This is a genomic window from Pseudomonas fluorescens, from assembly GCF_902497745.1.
Classification (GTDB): domain Bacteria; phylum Pseudomonadota; class Gammaproteobacteria; order Pseudomonadales; family Pseudomonadaceae; genus Aquipseudomonas; species Aquipseudomonas fluorescens_BM.
This window is the reverse complement of the sequence record NZ_CABVHJ010000029.1, coordinates 27,692-46,458: the sequence shown is the minus strand read 5'-3', so window position 1 is coordinate 46,458 and position 18,767 is coordinate 27,692. Positions and strand designations below refer to the sequence as shown.

Annotated in this window: 19 protein-coding genes; 14 read left to right on the top strand and 5 right to left on the bottom strand. The window is 59.6% G+C overall.

Annotated features, from left to right (window positions below; all coding sequences use genetic code 11):
- Positions 1-451: 451 nt before the first annotated feature.
- Positions 452-727 carry a hypothetical protein gene (locus F8N44_RS29330; RefSeq protein WP_038365800.1) on the bottom strand — a complete coding sequence of 92 codons (276 nt, stop codon included), beginning with the start codon at positions 725-727 and terminating at the stop codon, positions 452-454.
- Positions 728-864: 137 nt separating this feature from the next.
- Here F8N44_RS29330 and F8N44_RS29325 point away from each other — a divergent pair, with 137 nt between their 5' ends.
- Both F8N44_RS29325 and F8N44_RS29320 read left to right on the top strand, forming a co-directional pair.
- The gene (locus F8N44_RS29325; protein WP_150652789.1) at positions 865-1,701 is read left to right on the top strand and encodes an AraC family transcriptional regulator; all 837 of its coding nucleotides are present in this window, start codon (positions 865-867) and stop codon (positions 1,699-1,701) included.
- Between the two features lie 55 nt (positions 1,702-1,756).
- Positions 1,757-2,353 carry a LysE family translocator gene (locus F8N44_RS29320; protein WP_150652788.1) on the top strand — a complete coding sequence of 199 codons (597 nt, stop codon included), beginning with the start codon at positions 1,757-1,759 and terminating at the stop codon, positions 2,351-2,353.
- A gap of 112 nt (positions 2,354-2,465) precedes the next feature.
- Here the strand turns inward: F8N44_RS29320 and F8N44_RS29310 are convergent, their stop codons facing one another.
- Positions 2,466-3,236, bottom strand: a complete 771-nt coding sequence (locus tag F8N44_RS29310) for an AraC family transcriptional regulator (protein WP_150652787.1) — start codon at positions 3,234-3,236, stop codon at positions 2,466-2,468.
- 231 nt (positions 3,237-3,467) lie between these two features.
- On the opposite strand from F8N44_RS29310, the gene F8N44_RS29305 reads away from it, so the two are divergent.
- The 5 genes from F8N44_RS29305 to F8N44_RS29285 all read left to right on the top strand — a co-directional run bounded on the left by F8N44_RS29305 (position 3,468) and on the right by F8N44_RS29285 (position 9,963).
- On the top strand, positions 3,468-5,093 hold the full coding sequence (locus F8N44_RS29305; protein WP_150652786.1) for an APC family permease: 1,626 nt from the start codon (positions 3,468-3,470) through the stop codon (positions 5,091-5,093).
- Between the two features lie 22 nt (positions 5,094-5,115).
- Positions 5,116-6,042: a 4-hydroxyproline epimerase gene (locus F8N44_RS29300; protein WP_150652785.1), complete on the top strand. Its 927-nt coding sequence runs from the start codon at positions 5,116-5,118 to the stop codon at positions 6,040-6,042.
- Between the two features lie 55 nt (positions 6,043-6,097).
- A complete protein-coding gene (locus F8N44_RS29295; protein ID WP_150652784.1) occupies positions 6,098-7,045 on the top strand; it encodes a dihydrodipicolinate synthase family protein in 948 nt (315 codons plus the stop codon).
- A gap of 70 nt (positions 7,046-7,115) precedes the next feature.
- The gene (locus F8N44_RS29290; RefSeq protein ID WP_150652783.1) at positions 7,116-8,708 is read left to right on the top strand and encodes an aldehyde dehydrogenase (NADP(+)); all 1,593 of its coding nucleotides are present in this window, start codon (positions 7,116-7,118) and stop codon (positions 8,706-8,708) included.
- Positions 8,698-9,963: an NAD(P)/FAD-dependent oxidoreductase gene (locus F8N44_RS29285; RefSeq protein WP_150652782.1), complete on the top strand. Its 1,266-nt coding sequence runs from the start codon at positions 8,698-8,700 to the stop codon at positions 9,961-9,963. The genes F8N44_RS29290 and F8N44_RS29285 overlap by 11 nt, the downstream gene beginning before the upstream one ends.
- Positions 9,964-10,080: 117 nt before the next feature.
- Here the strand turns inward: F8N44_RS29285 and F8N44_RS29280 are convergent, their stop codons facing one another.
- Entirely contained in the window at positions 10,081-11,019 is a 939-nt protein-coding gene (locus tag F8N44_RS29280; RefSeq protein WP_150652781.1) for a LysR family transcriptional regulator, read from the bottom strand.
- A 120-nt stretch (positions 11,020-11,139) separates the two neighbouring features.
- On the opposite strand from F8N44_RS29280, the gene F8N44_RS29275 reads away from it, so the two are divergent.
- A complete protein-coding gene (locus F8N44_RS29275; RefSeq protein ID WP_171057309.1) occupies positions 11,140-12,066 on the top strand; it encodes an alpha/beta hydrolase in 927 nt (308 codons plus the stop codon).
- Between the two features lie 109 nt (positions 12,067-12,175).
- Here F8N44_RS29275 and F8N44_RS29270 read toward each other — a convergent pair whose 3' ends face one another.
- Positions 12,176-13,102, bottom strand: coding sequence for a Gfo/Idh/MocA family protein (locus F8N44_RS29270; protein ID WP_150652780.1), 927 nt, complete (start codon positions 13,100-13,102; stop codon positions 12,176-12,178).
- Between the two features lie 188 nt (positions 13,103-13,290).
- Between F8N44_RS29270 and F8N44_RS29265 the strand changes: the two genes are divergently transcribed.
- The 6 genes from F8N44_RS29265 to F8N44_RS29240 all read left to right on the top strand — a co-directional run bounded on the left by F8N44_RS29265 (position 13,291) and on the right by F8N44_RS29240 (position 17,991).
- Positions 13,291-14,340 (top strand): NAD(P)-dependent alcohol dehydrogenase, encoded by a 1,050-nt coding sequence (locus F8N44_RS29265; protein ID WP_150652779.1) that lies wholly within the window; start codon positions 13,291-13,293, stop codon positions 14,338-14,340.
- Positions 14,341-14,485: 145 nt separating this feature from the next.
- Positions 14,486-15,181: a tRNA (adenine(22)-N(1))-methyltransferase gene (locus tag F8N44_RS29260; RefSeq protein WP_318182866.1), complete on the top strand. Its 696-nt coding sequence runs from the start codon at positions 14,486-14,488 to the stop codon at positions 15,179-15,181.
- A 168-nt stretch (positions 15,182-15,349) separates the two neighbouring features.
- Positions 15,350-15,565, top strand: a complete 216-nt coding sequence (locus F8N44_RS29255) for a tautomerase family protein (RefSeq protein WP_016987787.1) — start codon at positions 15,350-15,352, stop codon at positions 15,563-15,565.
- Positions 15,562-16,218, top strand: coding sequence for a DsbA family oxidoreductase (locus F8N44_RS29250; RefSeq protein WP_150652778.1), 657 nt, complete (start codon positions 15,562-15,564; stop codon positions 16,216-16,218). Before F8N44_RS29255 ends, F8N44_RS29250 begins: the two co-directional genes overlap by 4 nt.
- Before the next feature lie 48 nt (positions 16,219-16,266).
- The gene (locus tag F8N44_RS29245; protein ID WP_150652777.1) at positions 16,267-16,977 is read left to right on the top strand and encodes an SDR family NAD(P)-dependent oxidoreductase; all 711 of its coding nucleotides are present in this window, start codon (positions 16,267-16,269) and stop codon (positions 16,975-16,977) included.
- Between the two features lie 93 nt (positions 16,978-17,070).
- The gene (locus F8N44_RS29240; RefSeq protein WP_150652776.1) at positions 17,071-17,991 is read left to right on the top strand and encodes a LysR family transcriptional regulator; all 921 of its coding nucleotides are present in this window, start codon (positions 17,071-17,073) and stop codon (positions 17,989-17,991) included.
- A 75-nt stretch (positions 17,992-18,066) separates the two neighbouring features.
- Here the strand turns inward: F8N44_RS29240 and ycaC are convergent, their stop codons facing one another.
- The gene (ycaC, locus tag F8N44_RS29235; RefSeq protein WP_127928471.1) at positions 18,067-18,699 is read right to left on the bottom strand and encodes an isochorismate family cysteine hydrolase YcaC; all 633 of its coding nucleotides are present in this window, start codon (positions 18,697-18,699) and stop codon (positions 18,067-18,069) included.
- Positions 18,700-18,767: the final 68 nt, after the last annotated feature.

Below are 18,767 nucleotides of genomic sequence, written 5' to 3'. Positions count from 1 at the left end.
GGCCGGTTGAAATCCCCCCGAAACATCATTCCGGCACGGGTGCAAAACCGTGTCAAAGGGCATGAAACCGTTTAGTCACCAGCCTGGCCTCTCCGCTGCTCGAACAAGTGAGCGCCCGCATCATAACCTTCATTCAGAGGCTTTCAGGAAAAGTAATTTTCTGATTTGTTAACCATTATTTCTGCCAGCTTTTTCTGGAAATGAAATAGCGTAAACAACCAGTTTCATACGAACTTTAACCTTGCAAGGGGGCACAAAGACTCTTACCATGAGAGAACGTTAAAGCAGCTAGTGAAGCAACAAACCTCGGTCGCAAACCAAGGTTTACAAAAGAGCCGCCCCGCAAAGGCGGTTTTTTTTCGTCTGCCTTTTCACTGCACCCACCGATGAAAATCAGATCACAGCGCCCGCGCCCACGTCTGACTCAGCAGATCCTTGCCAAAGCCGAAAGCTATCGACACTTGGCCAACACCACCTGACAGGTGTCTGGCGTGCCCCCGGAGCGACCGGCATAACGAATACAGTTGTTCATCGACTTCTGCCGGGCCATGTTCAGACTGGAGCCCCAGGCCAGACCGCCCTCGCCGACCGACGGCAAGGCTTTGGCATAGCAGGCGTCGCCAACGCCGGAGGGCGGATAGTGTTTGCGGCTTGAGCAGCCTGCCGTCAGCGCCAGGCTGAGGGCGATCAAGGTGAGTAAAACCCCACGCGAGCATCGGTTAATCATCGCATTCCACCTGTCGCCAAAGGGGTTGTGACCTACAGAGTCTAGCCCCCTCACCTGCACAAATCTTCTAAACGTGGATGACCATTGCGCGGTATTTTATGGGGCCGCACCTTTCAATGGCGAACACTGGAGCCTTCGTGGATAAACGCAACTGGATCGAGCTGTCCCAGGATGTCGACACCGGGATTGAGTCGATTCGCGCTCACTTCGAGGGCCATGCCTACGATCCGCACTGGCATGACAGCTTTCTCGTCGGCGTCACCGAGCAAGGTGTGCAGCAGTTCAATTGCCGCCGCATTCGCCATCGCAGTACGCCGGGCAACGTGTTCCTGCTGGAGCCGGGGGAAATTCACGATGGGCAGGCGCCGACCGAGGAAGGTTTTACCTATTCGATGCTCTATCTCGATCCGCACTGGCTTGAGCGTGAACTGCATGCGCTGTTCGAAGACGCGCCGGCCGACAGCCAGCCCGGTTTTGCCGACACACTGAGCCAGGATCCGCGTCTGGCCACAGCGATCAGTCACGCTTTCCATGCGTTGCATGACGGCGATCTGCGCATCGTCCGGCAGACCGCCGTCGATGGCTTGCTGAGCTCGCTCACGCGCCATCTCGACTGGCGCAAGCGGCAGGACTTCGATCCGCGCCTGCCGATGGTGGCGCAATTGGCGCGCGATTATCTGCACGCGCACACCTATGAAGATATTGGCCTCGATGATCTGGCTCGTGTCTGCGGTGTGGATCGCTTTCGTCTGAGTCGCGCATTCAAAACAACCTTTGGCCTGGCCCCGCACGCGTATCTGATCCAGTTGCGCCTGGCCAAAGCGCGGCAGTTGTTGGCGCGCGGTGAAACGCCAGCGCAGGTCGCCAGCGTGCTCGGCTTTGCCGATCAGAGTCATCTCGGCCGCTGGTTTCGCCGCGCCTACCAACTCACCCCCGCCGACTACCGCAAGCGCTGCTCAAACCTTCCAGACTGATGCACACCGACGGGCGATCATGGATGCCTGTGTTCATTTTCAGGAAGTCCGGATCATGGCGTCACTACTGCCCTTTTTGCTGTTTGCTTTCGTCGCTTCGATCACCCCAGGGCCGACCAATATTCTGGTGTTGAGCCACAGTTCGCGCCAAGGCTTGCTTGCCACGCTGCCGATCATTTTTGGCGCCTGCGCGGCGGCAGCGCTGATTGTGCTGGTGGTCGGCCTCGGTGCCGGCGAAACTTTGCTGCGCTACCCGCGCGTGCAGCAGGCCATGGCCTGGGGTGGCGTGCTCTGGTTGAGCTGGCTGGCGTGGCAGATCTTTCGCAGCACGCCGCCATCGCTGGACCCCGCTGATACACAGGAGGACGGTTTCAGCGTGCTGGCCGCGGCCATGTTGCAACTGGTCAACCCCAAGGTGTGGATGATGGCTGTGGCGGTGGTCAGCGTATTTGTCGGCGGTGGTGACAAGACCCTGCGATTGCTGGTGTTGTCGTTGGCATTTCTGCTGGTGTCGTTGCCGTGCATGACGTTCTGGGCGTTGCTGGGTGTGGGCAGTGCGCGGCTGATGGGATCGCCGAAAGCGTTCAAGCGGATGAACGCGGCACTGGCATTGTTGCTGCTGCTCTCGGCATGGCTGACTGTCCTGAAATAACTCCACTGTAGGAGCTGCCGAAGGCTGCGATCTGTTGATCTTGATCTTAAAAAACAGAATCAAAAGATCGCAGCCTTCGGCAGCTCCTACAAAGCGCTTCAATACCATTTCATCAGGGTGAGGTGGCCTGCCGATACTCGCGCGGGGTAAACCCGGTCGAGGCCTTGAACTGGCGGGTAAAAGCGCTGTGATCGGTATAACCGCATTGCAGCGCCACATCGGTAATCGGCAAGTCGGTGTGCAGCAATCGGTGCGCATGTTCGAGGCGCACTTTCTGGATCATCTGCCGTGGTGTCAGGTGGAACACCCGTTTGCAGTAACGCTCCAGCTGCGCAACGGAAATACCGGCGATGCGCGTCAGTTCACCGAGGGTGACGCGGCGATTGAAATTCGCGCGGATATGCTCATCGACCGCCGCCAGCCGCTCGAATGCCGGGTGCGTTTCGCTGGCCGATTGCAGGTCCACCGAAATCCCCGCCAAGCCAAGGATCACCCCGTCACGGTTGTACAGCGGCTGCTTGTGCGTCAGGCACCAACCCGGTTCGCGACTGCCATACAGATGCAGCTCCAGCTGATCCTCCAGTACGAAGCCCTCCTCCAGCACCTTGCGATCCTGCTCGGTGTAACCCGGTCCGAGTTGCGCCGGGAACACTTGCGCACTGGTTTTGCCGAGCAACGGGCGTAAATCCTTCAAGCCACAGCGCTGCACCAATGTGCGGTTGGCGAGCACGTAACGGGCCTGCACATCCTTGATGAAAATCGCCGCATTGGGGATCACATCGAGCATCGGCAACAACAGCGCGGCGCCAGCCAAGAGTTCCTCCAGTGTCTGCGGACGCTGGCCATTCATGCCTTGAGACAGGATCGAAAACGCCTGTTGCATCAAAGATTCCTCTCGTAACGTGGATGGACGAAGCGCCCGCCATGCGGCCTTCGCGTGCAGATTGCAGCATCGCTCAAGACCTGTCGAGGGCCATGTTTCGCCAGCGCGACTGTGCTGATTTCGTCATCGAAGCCGACGTAAAACATCAATCGCCCCACCGTTGATAAGTTCAAAGTCTGGCCGTCCCAGTGACACAACTGCCTATCCAATAACTCACAAGAAGGCGATGCCATGTCAGGCCAAGGCAAGTTCAAAAAACAGCTTTCACTGATCGACCTCACATTTATCGGGCTGGGGGCGATCTTCGGTTCCGGCTGGTTGTTCGCGGCCAGTCATGTGTCCGCGATTGCCGGGCCGGCGGGGATTTTTTCCTGGCTACTGGGCGGCTTTGCCGTGTTGTTGCTGGGCATCGTTTACTGCGAGCTGGGCGCGGCATTACCGCGTGCCGGTGGCGTGGTGCGTTACCCGGTGTACTCCCACGGGCCGTTGCTCGGCTACTTGATGGGTTTCATCACCCTGATCGCGTTTTCCAGTCTCGTGGCGATCGAAGTGGTTGCTTCGCGCCAATACGCGGCGGCGTGGTTTCCCGGCCTGACCAAGGCTGGCACTGGCGATCCGACGATTCTGGGCTGGATGGTGCAGTTCGGTTTGCTCTGCGTTTTCTTCCTGCTCAACTACCGCAGCGTGAAGACCTTCGCCAAGGCCAACAATCTGGTCAGCGTGTTCAAGTTCATTGTGCCGCTGCTGGTGATCGGTGTGCTGTTCACCTTTTTCAAACCGGCCAATTTCGAGGTACAGGGTTTCGCCCCGTTCGGCCTGTCGGGTGTGGAAATGGCGGTGTCGGCGGGCGGGATCATTTTCGCTTATCTGGGTCTGACGCCGATCATCTCGGTGGCCAGCGAAGTGAAGAATCCGCAGCGCACCATTCCCATTGCACTGATCCTCTCGGTGCTGCTGTCGACGCTGATTTACGTGCTGCTGCAAATGGCCTTTCTCGGCAGCATCCCGACCGAAATGCTCGCCAACGGCTGGGCCGGTATCAGCAAGGAATTTGCTCTGCCTTACCGCGACATCGCCCTGGCGCTGGGCGTTGGCTGGCTGGCGTACCTGGTGGTCGCCGATGCGGTGATCTCGCCGAGCGGCTGCGGCAATATTTACATGAACGCCACTCCCCGCGTGATCTACGGCTGGGCGCAGACCGGGACGTTTTTCAAGGTCTTCACCCATATCGATGAGAAGTCTGGCATCCCTCGCCCGGCGCTGTGGCTGACGTTTGCCCTGTCGGTGTTCTGGACCCTGCCGTTCCCGTCGTGGGAGGCGCTGATCAACGTGGTCTCCGCCGCGCTGGTGCTGAGCTACGCCGTGGCCCCCGTGTCCGTGGCCGCGCTGCGCCGCAATGCGCCAGACATGCCGCGGCCGTTCCGGGTCAAGTGCATGGGTCTGCTCGGACCGGTGTCGTTCATCATCGCCGCGCTGATCGTCTACTGGTCGGGCTGGAACACCGTTTCCTGGCTGCTCGGCCTGCAAATCCTGATGTTCGTGGTGTACCTGCTCTGCGGTCGGTTTGTGCCGACCGCTCACCTGAATCTGGCCCGTCAGGTGCGTTCCTCTGCGTGGCTGATCGCCTTCTACGCGGTGACCATCGTGCTGTCGAAACTCGGCACCTTCGGTGGCCTCGGCATCCTCGCCCATCCGTTCGACACCATCGTCGTCGCAGCCTGTGCCACTGGCATTTATTACTGGGGCGCGGCGACCGGCGTGCCGGCGCACCTGCTGCGTCTGGAAGAGGACGATGAGGAAAGCGAAGTCACCGCCCCTGCCTCGACCGTTTCTGCGCGCCCTGCCGGCGCCTACTGAAATCATCCAACGGGATCTATTCATGAAAGAACTACACGTCATTGATTCCCACACCGGCGGTGAACCGACGCGCCTGGTGATGAACGGCTTCCCCGATCTGCCCGGCAACACTATGGTGGAAAAACGCGATGCGCTGCGCACTGAGCATGATCAATGGCGCCGCGCCTGCCTGTTAGAACCGCGCGGCAACGATGTGCTGGTCGGCGCGCTGTATTGCGAGCCGGTCTCAGCGGACGCCACCTGCGGGGTGATCTTCTTCAACAACGCCGGTTATCTGGGCATGTGCGGCCACGGCACCATCGGCCTGATCAATTCGTTGCAGTACTTGGGGAAAATCCAACCGGGCATCCACAAGATCGACACGCCAGTCGGCCCGGTCAGCGCGACGTTGCATGACGACGGAACCGTCACCCTGGGCAACGTCCCCGCCTACCGCCATCGCAAGCAGGTGCCCGTTGATGTGCCGGGATTCGGTCGTGTATTCGGTGATATCGCCTATGGCGGCAACTGGTTTTTCCTTGTCTCCGAGCACGGCCAGACACTGACCATGGACAGCGTCGAACACCTCACCGCCTACACCTGGGCGATGCTCAAAGCCCTTGAAGACCAGGGCATTTATGGCGAGGACGGAGCCGTCATCGATCACGTCGAACTGTTCGCCGATGACGACGAAGCAGACAGCCGCAACTTTGTCATGTGCCCCGGAAAAGCCTACGACCGCTCGCCGTGCGGCACCGGCACCAGCGCCAAACTCGCCTGTCTGGCCGCCGACGACAAGCTGCAGCCCGGCGCAACCTGGGTGCAGGCGAGCATCACCGGCAGCCAGTTCGAAGGCCGCTTCGAATGGGACGGCGAACGAGTCCGCCCGTTCATCACTGGCCGCGCTTACATGACCGCCGACAGCACCTTGCTGATCGACGAAGCAGACCCGTTCGCGTGGGGCATCTGAGCCACCGCGCTGACTTTTCACCTCAATTTGAATGATGTGCCAAGGAGTTAAAACAATGAGCGACAACATCTTCACCGGTTGCATGCCGGCCCTGATGACCCCGTGCACCGCCCAGCGCAAACCGGACTTCGATGCCCTGGTGGCCAAGGGTCGCGAGCTGATCGATATCGGCATGAGCGCCGTGGTTTATTGCGGTTCGATGGGCGACTGGCCGTTGCTCACCGAGGCTGAACGGCAGGAAGGCGTGGCGCGTCTGGTCGCTGCCGGGATTCCAACGATTGTCGGCACCGGCGCGGTGAATTCCCGTGAAGCGGTTTCCCATGCAGCGCACGCGGCGAAAGTCGGCGCGCAAGGTTTGATGGTGATTCCACGTGTGCTGTCCCGTGGTGCTTCGCCAGCCGCGCAAAAAGCCCACTTTGCAGCGATCCTGCAAGCTGCGCCGAACCTTCCGGCGGTGATCTACAACAGTCCCTACTACGGCTTCGCCACTCGCGCTGACCTGTTCTTCGAACTGCGTCGCGAGCACCCGAACCTGATCGGTTTCAAGGAGTTCGGCGGTGGTGCCGACCTGCGTTATGCCGCGGAAAACATCACCTCCAAAGACGATGACGTGACCTTGATGGTCGGTGTCGACACACAAGTGGTGCACGGTTTCGTCAACTGCAACGCCACCGGCGCGATCACCGGTATCGGCAACGCCCTGCCCCGCGAGGTGCTGCAACTGGTAGCGCTGAGCAAGCAAGCGGCCAATGGGGATGCCAAGGCCCGTCGTCAGGCGCGGGAGCTGGAATCGGCGCTGGCGGTGCTGTCGTCATTCGATGAAGGCTGCGATCTGGTGCTGTATTACAAGCATTTGATGGTGCTCAACGGCGACAAGGAATACACCCTGCACTTCAACGAAACCGATGCGTTGAGCGACTCGCAGCGGCGTTATGCCGAGAAGCAGTATGCGCTGTTCCGTCATTGGTACGAGAACTGGTCGGCGGAACAGAATTTCGCCTGATCAACGCCTCCTCACCTGCCTCGATGCGTTGTGCTACGCGGCAGGCCTCCCTTTTTTTCAGGAAGACACCATGACTCTGACGGGCTACATGCTGATCGGGCAGCAATCCATTGCGGGCAATCGAGAGGCTGTTCGCGGGATCAATCCGGCCACGAATGAAGCGCTGGAACCGGGGTATGCCGGTGGGTCGGCCGAGCATGTCGAACAGGCCTGCGCGCTGGCCTGGGTAGCGCTCGATGATTATCGCGAGACAGCACTGAACGTCCGCGCCGAATTTATTGAAAGCATTGCCAAGGAAATCGAAGCCCTCGGCGATGAACTGATTGACCGTGCCCATGCCGAAAGCGGTCTGCCGCGTGCACGGTTACTGGGCGAACGCGGGCGTACTTGCCAACAATTGAGAATGTTCGCCCGCACCGTCCGCGGCGGTGAATGGCTGGACGTGCGCGTCGATAGCGCGCAGCCGCAGCGCCAACCGCTGCCGCGCGCGGATCTGCGTCAACGGCAGATTGCACTGGGGCCGGTCGCGGTATTCGGCGCGAGCAACTTCCCGCTGGCGTTTTCCGTGGCCGGTGGTGACACCGCGTCAGCATTGGCCGCCGGTTGCCCGGTGATCGTCAAGGCGCACAGCGCGCATCCCGGCACCAGCGAACTGGTTGGCCGCGCGGTCGCTCGGGCGGTAAAAGCCTGTGGCTTGCCGGATGGCGTGTTCTCGTTGCTGTACGGCTCCGGCCGCGAAGTGGGCATTGCGCTGGTCACTGATCCACGGATCAAAGCGGTGGGTTTCACCGGTTCGCGCAGCGGTGGCCTGGCGTTGATTCAAGCGGCGCAAGCCAGGCCGGAACCGATTCCGGTGTACGCGGAAATGAGTTCAATCAATCCGGTGCTGCTGTTTCCGGCGGCGCTGGACAATCGCACACAGGCGTTGGCTGAAGGGTTTGTGGCGTCGCTGACACTGGGCGCTGGCCAATTCTGTACCAACCCGGGTTTGATCATTGCCTTGAAAGGACCGGCGCTGGACCGGTTCATTAGCGCCACCAGCGAGATCATTCAACGCAGTTCGGCACAGACGATGCTGACACCGGGCATTTTCAGCGCTTACGAATCGGCCGTGAATGCGTTGGCCGAGAATGCCAGTGCGAACATCGCGGGTGTTGGTCAGAGCGGCAACGGCCCGAACCAGTGTCAGGCGCACATATTCGTCACCGAAGCGGCCGACTTTCTCACCGATCACAGGCTGCAAGCCGAAGTGTTCGGCGCGGCTGCGCTGATCGTGCAATGCAGCAGTGAGGCTGAAATCCGTCAGGTCAGCGAACACCTGGAAGGCCAGTTGACCGTGACATTGCATCTGGATGACCAAGACCTGGAACAGGCGCGTGCATTGCTGCCGACGCTCGAGCGCAGGGCCGGTCGCTTGCTGGTCAACGGCTGGCCAACCGGGGTGGAGGTGTGTGACGCAATGGTTCACGGCGGGCCGTTCCCGGCAACATCAGACTCGCGCACGACATCCGTCGGCACGGCGGCGATCCTGCGTTTCCTGCGACCGGTGTGCTATCAGGATTTCCCCGACAGCTTGCTGCCTGACGCGTTGAAACAAGGCAATCCGCTGCAATTACGCCGTCTGCTCGATGGGCAAAGGGAAGCGCAGCACCATGGCGAATAACGTCTCCCACGACATCGCCGTGGTCGGCGCCGGCATCATCGGCGTCGCCTGCGCACTGCGTCTGGTCCGCCAGGGTTTGCGCGTGGTGGTGATCGATCCGCAGCCTCCCGGCCACGGCGCCTCGTTCGGCAACGCCGGGCATCTGGCGACCGAGCAGGTGTTTCCGATTGCTGACGCGTCCATCCTCAAGCGCTTGCCGGCCATGCTGATGGACCCGATGGGGCCGCTGCGGCTGGACTGGAAGTACCTGCCGCGCGCATTGCCGTGGTTCACGCGGTTGTTGCTGAATCTGCGCCCGGCGCCTTTTCAGAACACCGTGGCAGGCTTGCGTGCGCTCAATGAAAGCAGTCTTGAGGCCTGGCAACGCCTGCTCGGTGATATCCAGCGGCCCGACTTGCTGAAGATCGATGGCTCGTTACTGGTGTTCGAACGTCCCGAATCGCGTCAGGCAATCCAGGCATTACAGACTCGACTGCATCAGCAGCAGGTGCCGGTCGACTACTGGCAGGCCGCTGCCATACGCGATACCGCGCCGCAACTCAGCGAACAGCTTCAGGGCGGCTTGTTCTTCCCACGCACCGGGCATTTCATCGATCCCTACCGCGTGGTCTGTGAACTGGTCGAAGCAGCCAAGGCCAGTGGCGTGAGTTTTGTCCAGCAACAGGTTCAGGGCGGCTATGTACAGGAGCACGGTGTTTCGCTGATCACCGGATCGAGTGGTTTGACGGCCAGCCGGGTGCTGATCGCCTGTGGTGCGCACTCAGCGAAACTCACCGCCGCCCTCACCGGCAAAAAAGTACCGCTGGACACCGAGCGCGGTTACCACCTGATGCTGCCGCAGGAACACGACCGACTGCCCTTCCCCGTCACCTCACTGGAGCGCAAATTCATCATGACGCCGATGTCCGAAGGCTTGCGCCTGGCCGGCACCGTCGAGTTCGCCGGTCTGGAGAAGCCACCGAGCATGGAGCGCGCGTGGCAGTTGCATCGGTTGAGTCAGGGTTTGTTTCGCAAGGATCTGAGTGCTGAAGCGGCGACGCCGTGGATGGGTTTTCGACCGTCGTTGCCGGATTCGTTGCCGGTGATTGATCAAGTTTGTGAAGGCAAGGTGTTGCTTGCGTTTGGGCATCAGCATCTGGGGCTGACGCAGGCGGCGGTGACGGCGGAGATGGTGGTGCGGATGGCTCGGCCGGCAACGACGCATCAGGCTATAGATCTGACGGCAGATGAACGCTTCAGACTCGATCGTTTCTGAACGGCGGGTGCAGATGCGGTTGAGCGTCTGCACCCGAGTGATCGGTTGCAATGCTTCTTTCAGCGCTCCTGACGACATTGCAACTATCCGCTCCGCCGGGAGCATAAGCCGCCCTTTTCATACAGCGCCAATATCATCAACCGGACATTGTTCCCACGGAGGGCAAGGCGACCACGCGTCCAGGAGCTTATCGATGAACAGTCGGATCTTGGGAGAAAGGTGTCGCTTGCTGGGATAGATGATACGGATGGGTTCTGCTGCCTCAGCATATTCCTCGAGCAGTTGAATAAGCTTGCCGCTGCGTAGTTGGTGGCTCACCACGTACGACGGCAGTGTCGCAATACCCAAGCCCGCCATCGCGCACTCGTGCAGCGCTTCCGCACTGTCCATCTGTAGCCGCCCACCTTGAGTGAAGGCAACCGCTTGGCCGTCTACTCGAAAATTCCATGGAAGCAATCGTCCCCCGCTGACGAAATGCAGACATTCGTGCGTGTACAGTTCTTCGGGCGTTTGCGGCCGTGGATGCTCAGCCAGATATTGGGGCGAAGCACAGGTGATCATCTGCTGGTACGCCACGGTGCGTGTCAGCAATCGAGAATCCTCTTTGGGCGGGCCAATACGCATGGCCAGGTCAAACCCCTCATCAATGAGGTCTACCAGTCGGTCGGAAAACGTAACGTCGACACTTAGCGAAGGCCAGTCCTTCAGACAGCATTCGATGTGGGGGAGAACGTGAAGCCTACCCAGCGCGACCGGCAAACTCATACGCAATCGCCCACTGGGTGTCGAGCGACGAAACGCCAGTGCATCCTCGACATCGTCAAGATCTTGAAGGATGCCAACACAGCGCTCGTAGAGTACCTGCCCGTCGTCCGTCAGGCTCAGACTGCGGGTTGTGCGGTTGAGTAACCGCACTTGCAATCTGGCTTCCAGCCTGACAATCGATTTACCCACTGCCGAACGAGTGAGACCTAATTGCTTGGCAGCCGCGGTAAAGCTTCCGGCATTTACCGACCCCACGAAAGCCGCGATATCGTTCAGGTTATGAATTTCCATACTTCCTCACTCGCTCAACGTTCGGGCGCCACGGCACTTGCTATGGGGAACCCTATTCCCCAATCAAGAGAATAGTATCTCAATTAGCAAATCCAATGCCCTCCTTCAAGCGAGATCACTATGAATACGAAAGTAAAAGCAGCCGTTCAAACCTGGGCCAACAGCCTGAGCGATTTGGTACCTGTGCTGAAAGGAATTGATACCACCACGAAAATGAGCGATATCCGCGACTCCTACGCAAGAATGCTCGCGCAAAATCCAGCGCCCACCGGCGTCAGGTTCGAAGCAGTCGACATGGGCGGTGTTCCAGGGACCCTGGTGACACCCGATGAAGTCAAGACCGACGCAGTTGTGATGTACATCCATGGCGGGGCGTACATTGTCGGTCGTCCAGATGGCTACCACGGCATAGGTGGCAACTACGCGAAGATGCTGGGTGCTCGTGTATACATGCCTGACTACCGCCTGGCCCCGGAGCACAAATTCCCCGCCTCCATCGACGACACACTGCGCGCCTACGAGTGGTTGCTTGAGCAGAAAATCCCGGCTGAAAAAATCGCGTTTTCCGGCGAGTCGGCTGGCGGCGCAATGGTTGTAAGCGTGATGGTGGCTGCCAAATCCAAAGGGCTTGCGTTACCTGCGGTGGGTTCTTCGATCTCGCCTTGGGCAAACCTCGAACACACCGGCGCCTCTATGAGCAACCGCGAGGGCCTGGATCCGCTGAATTCCAAGCCTGTTCTGGATATTCTTGCTAGAACATTCCTTGGCGAGACACTCGCCAACCATCCTCTGGCATCGCCGGTTTTCGCGGACGTCACTGGACTCCCACCCATTCTGGTACAGATTGGCGAGAACGAATTGATGCTGAGTGACGCGATGCGGCTTGCCACCCACCTGGCGGACAACCGTGTCCGAGTCAATCTCGAGGTATGGCCTGCCATGTTCCACGCCTGGCACTTCTACTCTGCCATGCTGCCAGAAGGTCAACAGGCAATGGAGAGCTCAGTACGTTTCATTGAGGCAGGTCTGGCCGAAGCCAATCGCTAAGTAGAAATTCAGACTGCGGGAGCTTTTCAGTTCCCGCAGTTCTGTCTTCAATAGAGCGTTAAAGGTAAAACAAGCAAAGAGCGATTGACTGGATACGTTGCCCGCCCCGCTAATCGTAAAACGCCTCAACCAACACCCGACTGCCGACAAAGAAACTGTCCGCCACCAACCGCAACGGCTGCACATCCAGATCGCTGGCCTTGTCGCCAATCAACTGCTGAAAATGCCGATACACCGCCGCGTACTCGCCCTCCTCCGACACGGCTTGACGCACGCCATCGATGCTCAACAGCGCCCCGCCGTTATCCAGGCGCAACACGCCTTCAGCGCAACGCACCTCGATGCTCCACAGCTCATCATGCCCATGATCAAAATCAAACTCCGCGCGCACATCGAGACGACGCGCGTCAGACATTTTGATCGATGCGGCAATCGGCGACTGGCAGTTGTTCGGCACACGCAGCTCAGCCGATTCGACAAACAGCGGCAGCGCAAGCAGATGAGTGACGATCGACAAGGCATTGATCCCCGGATCGAACACACCGAGGCCGCCGGGGTGCCAGATCCAGGCCTGGCCGGGGTGCCATTTGCGCACGTCTTCTTTCCAGTCGATCTGCACGCTTTGCAAAGTGCGCGAGGCGAGCCAGTCGCGGGCGGCTTCGATGCCGGGCGCGTAGCGTGAATGCCAGGCAAACAAGGCACTGACGCCCTGCTCGGCAGCCTGATCGACCAGGGCCAGCGCTTCGCCCAATGTGGCGCACGGTGGCTTCTCAACCAGCACGTGTTTGCCGGCGGCCAGTGCTTGCTGCACCAGGGCGAAGCGCCCTTGCGGCGGCGTGCAGAAGGCAATCGCATCCACCTCCGGGCCGCTTTCCAGCAATTCACTTAAGGATTGGAAGTTTTCTACACCAGCGCAAGGCTTGCCTTGGGTGGCGACGGAGACCAGGCGGAAAGCGGGATTGGCGAGGATCGCCGGGACGTGTTGATCCTGGGCAATTTTGCCGTAGCCCACCAGACCGAGACGGATTGGTTGCATCAATGACTCCTGTTTTGATTTTGTTGTCGTCAGTGAACCGGGAGATTACCTGCAAATGCCACGAGCGTCTGTCCGCGCAATGTCACAACGACGCACAGGATCAGGCAAGGATTGCACAGGAATGCACTAGTGCCCGCAGCGCTGGAAAAGAAACAATGCCTCACGACAAACCGATTGAGGATGTTCCCATGCTTGTTCAAGCCTACGGTGCCCACGCGGGCGACAAACCCCTTGAGCCGATGCAGATCAAGCGCCGCGCGCCGGCCGCCCATGATGTGCAGATCGACATCGCGTTCTGTGGCATCTGCCATTCCGACCTGCACCAGGTGCGCGCCGAATGGGCGGGTACGCAGTTCCCGTGCGTACCGGGGCACGAAATCGTCGGTCGCGTATCGGCCGTCGGCGCGCATGTCGCGGACTACAAGGTCGGTGATCTGGTCGGCGTCGGTTGCATCGTCGACAGCTGCAAACATTGCGATGACTGCGAAAGCGGTCTGGAAAACTACTGCGACGGCATGATCGGCACCTACAACTTCCCGACCCCGGACGCACCGGGCTGGACGCTGGGCGGCTACTCGCAAAACATCGTCGTGCATGAACGCTACGTCCTGCGCATCCGCCACCCTGAGGCGCAACTGGCCGCCGTCGCACCGCTGCTGTGTGCCGGTATCACCACTTACTCGCCGCTGCGTCATTGGAATGCGGGACCGGGCAAGAAAGTCGGCGTGGTTGGCATCGGTGGCCTCGGCCACATGGGCATCAAACTGGCTCACGCTCTGGGCGCCCACGTTGTCGCATTCACTACCTCTGAATCCAAACGCGAAGCGGCCAAAGCGCTTGGTGCCGATGAGGTTGTGGTGTCGCGCAATGCCGAGGAAATGGCCGCGCACGCCAAGAGTTTCGACTTGATCCTGAATACCGTCGCCGCGCCGCACGATCTCGACGCATTTCTGCTGCTGCTCAAGCGCGATGGTGCGTTGACGCTGGTCGGTGCCCCGGCCACCTCGCACCCGTCGCCAAACGTGTTCAACCTGATCATGAAGCGCCGCACGATTGCCGGTTCGATGATCGGCGGCATCCCTGAAACCCAGGAAATGCTCGATTTCTGCGCCGAGCACGGCATCGTCTCCGACATCGAACTGATCCGCGCCGACCAGATCAACGACGCCTACGAGCGCATGCTCAAGGGCGACGTGAAATATCGCTTCGTGATCGACAACGCAACGTTGGCGGGCTAAGCGCAAACGGCTGATTGGCAGCCCGATGTTGCCAATCAGCCGTTGAATTCCGTCGCCGGGATTTGACAGGCCCGGCGATGCTCGCCAGAGTCGCACCCCTTTGCCTGCCATCGGGCCGCAGGATTGCGTTGCACAGGGGTTGCCGTTGAACGAACAGACATTGTCCATGCGCCTTGAGCGCGTGGCTGCACACGTGCCGGCCGGCGCGCGGCTGGCCGATATCGGCTCGGATCACGGCTATCTGCCGGTGGCGCTGATGCGCCGAGGCTTGATCGTAGCGGCCGTGGCTGGCGAAGTCGCGTCGACGCCGTTCCACGCGGCCGCACGCACCGTACGCGAGAATGATCTACAGCCCCACATCAGTGTGCGCCTGGCCAATGGTCTGGCGGCCATCGAGCCTGGCGACGGGATCACCGCCATCACGATCTGCGGCATGGGCGGTGAAACCATCCGCGACATCCTCGACAGCGGCAAAGCTCACCTCAGCGGCGAGGAACGCCTGATCCTGCAACCCAATGGTGGCGAGCAACCGTTGCGCCAGTGGCTGATGGACAACGGCTACCGCATCCTCAGCGAAGAACTGCTGCGGGAAAACCGCTTCGATTACGAAATCATCGTGGCCGAACGTGCTGAACCTGTGACCTATACCGACCAGGAGCTGTACTTCGGCCCCTTGCAGATGCAGGCCCGCAGCCCCGAGTTTCTGATCAAGTGGCAGCACAAACTTCGCCACAAGCAAAAGACGCTCAACCAACTCGCCCATGCGCAACAAAGCCTGCCAGAGCAAAAGCTGCAAGACCTCAAAAAACAGACACGCTGGATTACCGAACTGCTGGCCTGAGCGCCAGAGTTTCGTGCCGAAATGCAGTGGGTTCTCACGCCTGCATTTGATACACCACATCACAAATGATGTACCTCAAGCCCCATTTATCAATTCCCGCCCTCCCCCTAAAGTCCTCTCCAACAGCCGCCCATCACTCCGACGGGCCAGCGACTGGAGATACCCCAAATGCCTTTCATCAGCGTACGTATCACCCGTGACGGCGTGACCCGGGAACAAAAAGCCCAAGTCATCAAGGAAATCACCGAAACGATGCAGCGGGTGCTGCACAAGGATCCGAAACTCACCCACATCGTGATCGAGGAAGTCGACACCGATAACTGGGGTTATGCCGGCATCACCACCACCGAGTATCGCCAACAGTTGGCGGACTCGCAGTCATGAGCCGCGCCGTGAAAATCGATTTCGTCTCGGATGTCGTTTGCCCTTGGTGCGCATTGGGCGCCACCGCTCTGGAGCAAGCGATCAAGAACCTGTCGGGCGAAGTCGATGTGGAACTGACCTACAAACCGTTCGAACTGAACCCCGACATGCCCGCCGAAGGTGAACACGCCATCGAGCACATGATGCGCAAATACGGGCGCAGCGCTGAGCAAGTGGCGGATCGCAACGCGATGATCATCGAACGCGGCGAGCAGATCGGTTTTCACTTCGACCTGGAAAAACGCAGCCATTTCCACAACACCTTCGATGCTCATCGACTGCTGTTCTGGGCCGCCACACAAGGACGTCAGCGTGAGTTGAAGCTGGCCTTGCTCAAGGCCTACTTCACTGACGGCATGAACCCGAATGACCACGCCACGCTGGTAATGCTGGCAGGCGCGGTGGGGCTCGACAGCCAGCGTGCACAAGAGGTTCTGGCCAACGCTGAGTTCAGCCAGGCCGTGCGCGAACTTGAACGGTTTTATCAGCAGCGCGGCATCGATTCGGTACCGGCCATGGTTCTCGATGACAAACAGGTCATCCCCGGTTCCCAGTCCGTCGCTTATTACGAGCAAGCGTTACGTCAGGCAGCACAGGTTGCGGCTCACGCCTGACACCCGAACTTCGTTTTTTCAAACCATTCAGATTGCAGAGGAAACATCATGAGCACGTCCAACAAAGTTGTAGTGATTACCGGCGCTTCGCAAGGCATTGGCGCAGGTCTGGTCAAGGGTTTCCGTGAACGCGGCTATCAGGTTGTCGCGACCTCGCGCTCGATCAAGCCGTCCACTGACCCGGACATTCTCGCCGTCGCCGGTGACATCGCCGACCCGCAGACCGCCGAGCGGGTGATCCGCGAAGCCGTTGCACGTTTCGGTCGTATCGACACGCTGGTGAACAACGCCGGGATTTTCGTCGCCAAGCCTTTCACCGAATACAGCCAGGCAGACTACGCACAAGTGGTGGCGACCAACATGAGCGGCTTCTTCCACATCTCGCAATTGGCGATTGCCGAAATGGAGAAAAACGCCAGCGGCCATATCGTCAGCGTCACCACCAGCCTGGTCGACCACGCGATTGACGGCGTGCCGTCGGTGCTCGCTTCGCTGACCAAGGGCGGCATCAACGCGGCGACCAAATCCCTGGCCATCGAGTACGCCAAGCGCGGTATTCGGGTCAATGCAGTGTCGCCCGGCATCATCAAAACGCCGATGCACGGCGAAGAGACGCACGCCGCCCTTGGCAGCCTGCACCCGGTTGGGCATATGGGTGAGATCGATGACATCGTGCAAGCGATCCTTTACCTGGACGGCGCGAACTTCGTAACCGGCGAAATCCTCCATGTCGACGGTGGTCAAAGCGCTGGCCATTGATACCTCCCCGCAGCATCGCCGGTGTGTACCGGCGGTGCCGCTTCATGAGATAAGCCTGAGAATGAACCGTCAGTTGATCCTCGGTGTACTCACATGAAGCGCCACTTTGATGACTTGCAATTGGGCAGTATCGAACTCTTCTGCCTCGCCGCTGAAGCCGGCAGTTTCACCGCCGCCGCGCAACTCGCGGGGGTGACACCTGCAGCGGTGAGCCGGTCGATTCTTCGCCTCGAAAAAAGATTGGGTTCACGCTTGTTTGCCCGAACGACGCGCAGCATTCGCTTGACCGAGTCCGGCAGAAACTTTTTCCTCCAGTGCAGCCAGGCCCTGACCCAACTGGTCGAAGCGCAACAAGAAGTCATGGGCGCGCAGACGTCACCGTCCGGTCAGTTGCGCATCAGCCTGCCCACCACTTACGGGCACCACCGCATTCTGCCGCTGCTGCCAAAATTCCGCGCGCTCTACCCTGACGTCACCGTCGACATCCACTTGGGCAATCGCAATATCGACTTCGTCGGCGAAGGCTACGACCTGGCGATACGTGTTCGCGCGCAACCGGATTCGACCATGGTCGCGCGGCTGCTGGAGGATGCAAAACTGGTGGTGGTCGCCTCCCCCGAGTACCTGAAAAAGGCTGGCACACCACAGACGCTTGAGGATCTGGTGCAACACGAATGTATTCAGTTCGAACTGCCGAGCAGCGGGCGGCGGATCTCCTGGCTTTTCCAGGAAAACGGTCAGGACCGTGAAGTGATCTCCGACGGCGGTTACTCCTGTTCCGACGACGTGCTCGGCGGTGTCACCCTGGCCAAGCATGGTGCAGGGGTCTTCCAAACGTACAAGTTCATTGTCGAAAAGGAGCTGGCCGACGGCAGCCTGGTCGAGGTTCTTCAGCCGTACGCCGGACGTTCGCGACCTTACACCTTGCTCTACCCGCACGGCCGCTATGTGCCGCAACGGGTGCGGGCGTTTGTCGATTTTCTGTTGCAGTTTCGTGATGAGTGGGCCGGTTAAGCTGATTAAATCGGCGCAACACAAATAATAAAAGCCTGCTTTTCAGGGCAGGCTTATCGTTTGAATCGCGCAGGCTTACTTCTGCTGTGCGGTCAGCGCCGTGTAGCTGTTCATCAGGTTGCGGTAGTTGGGGATCCGCTGCGACAGCAAGTTACCCAGACCTTCAATGTCGTTGCGCCAGTCGCGGTGCAACTCACACGCTACCGAGAACCAGTTCATCATCTGTGCGCCGGCCTGAGTCATGCGGCTCCACGCGGCCTGTTGCACGGTGGTGTTGAAGGTGCCGGACGCGTCGGTCACCACAAACACCTCAAACCCTTCCGCCAGCGCCGACAAGGTCGGGAACGCTACGCAGACATCGGTCACTACCCCGGCAATGATGATCTGCTTGCGGCCGGTGGCCTTGATCGCCTTGACGAAGTCTTCGTTGTCCCAGGCGTTGATCTGACCAGGACGAGCGATGTACGGCGCGTCCGGGAACATCTCTTTTAGTTCCGGCACCAGCGGGCCGTTCGGGCCTTGTTCAAAACTGGTGGTGAGGATGGTCGGCAGTTCGAAGAACTTGGCCAGATCGGCGAGGGCCAGCACGTTGTTCTTGAACTCGTTCGGCGAGAAGTCCTGCACCAGGGAAATCAGGCCGGTCTGGTGGTCGACCAGCAGCACGATGGCGTCGTCTTTGTTCAGGCGGTTGTAGGTTGGAGTGGTCATGGTCTGCTTCCCTTTTGAGTTTTAGAAGTTGTTGTTGCGTTCAAGTTGGGTACAGATTACTGACGCAC

What these genes read in the sequence shown, in the direction of transcription:
- F8N44_RS29275 (WP_171057309.1), top strand. Translation starts at nt 11,140, where the DNA reads ATGAATACGAAAGTAAAAGCAGCCGTTCAAACCTGGGCCAACAGCCTG.
- F8N44_RS29300 (WP_150652785.1), top strand. Translation starts at nt 5,116, where the DNA reads ATGAAAGAACTACACGTCATTGATTCCCACACCGGCGGTGAACCGACG.
- F8N44_RS29265 (WP_150652779.1), top strand. Translation starts at nt 13,291, where the DNA reads ATGCTTGTTCAAGCCTACGGTGCCCACGCGGGCGACAAACCCCTTGAG.
- F8N44_RS29285 (WP_150652782.1), top strand. Translation starts at nt 8,698, where the DNA reads ATGGCGAATAACGTCTCCCACGACATCGCCGTGGTCGGCGCCGGCATC.
- F8N44_RS29250 (WP_150652778.1), top strand. Translation starts at nt 15,562, where the DNA reads ATGAGCCGCGCCGTGAAAATCGATTTCGTCTCGGATGTCGTTTGCCCT.
- F8N44_RS29295 (WP_150652784.1), top strand. Translation starts at nt 6,098, where the DNA reads ATGAGCGACAACATCTTCACCGGTTGCATGCCGGCCCTGATGACCCCG.
- F8N44_RS29255 (WP_016987787.1), top strand. Translation starts at nt 15,350, where the DNA reads ATGCCTTTCATCAGCGTACGTATCACCCGTGACGGCGTGACCCGGGAA.
- F8N44_RS29270 (WP_150652780.1), bottom strand. Translation starts at nt 13,102, where the DNA reads ATGCAACCAATCCGTCTCGGTCTGGTGGGCTACGGCAAAATTGCCCAG.
- F8N44_RS29240 (WP_150652776.1), top strand. Translation starts at nt 17,071, where the DNA reads ATGAAGCGCCACTTTGATGACTTGCAATTGGGCAGTATCGAACTCTTC.
- F8N44_RS29280 (WP_150652781.1), bottom strand. Translation starts at nt 11,019, where the DNA reads ATGGAAATTCATAACCTGAACGATATCGCGGCTTTCGTGGGGTCGGTA.
- F8N44_RS29330 (WP_038365800.1), bottom strand. Translation starts at nt 727, where the DNA reads ATGATTAACCGATGCTCGCGTGGGGTTTTACTCACCTTGATCGCCCTC.
- F8N44_RS29310 (WP_150652787.1), bottom strand. Translation starts at nt 3,236, where the DNA reads ATGCAACAGGCGTTTTCGATCCTGTCTCAAGGCATGAATGGCCAGCGT.
- F8N44_RS29320 (WP_150652788.1), top strand. Translation starts at nt 1,757, where the DNA reads ATGGCGTCACTACTGCCCTTTTTGCTGTTTGCTTTCGTCGCTTCGATC.
- ycaC (WP_127928471.1), bottom strand. Translation starts at nt 18,699, where the DNA reads ATGACCACTCCAACCTACAACCGCCTGAACAAAGACGACGCCATCGTG.
- F8N44_RS29245 (WP_150652777.1), top strand. Translation starts at nt 16,267, where the DNA reads ATGAGCACGTCCAACAAAGTTGTAGTGATTACCGGCGCTTCGCAAGGC.
- F8N44_RS29290 (WP_150652783.1), top strand. Translation starts at nt 7,116, where the DNA reads ATGACTCTGACGGGCTACATGCTGATCGGGCAGCAATCCATTGCGGGC.
- F8N44_RS29305 (WP_150652786.1), top strand. Translation starts at nt 3,468, where the DNA reads ATGTCAGGCCAAGGCAAGTTCAAAAAACAGCTTTCACTGATCGACCTC.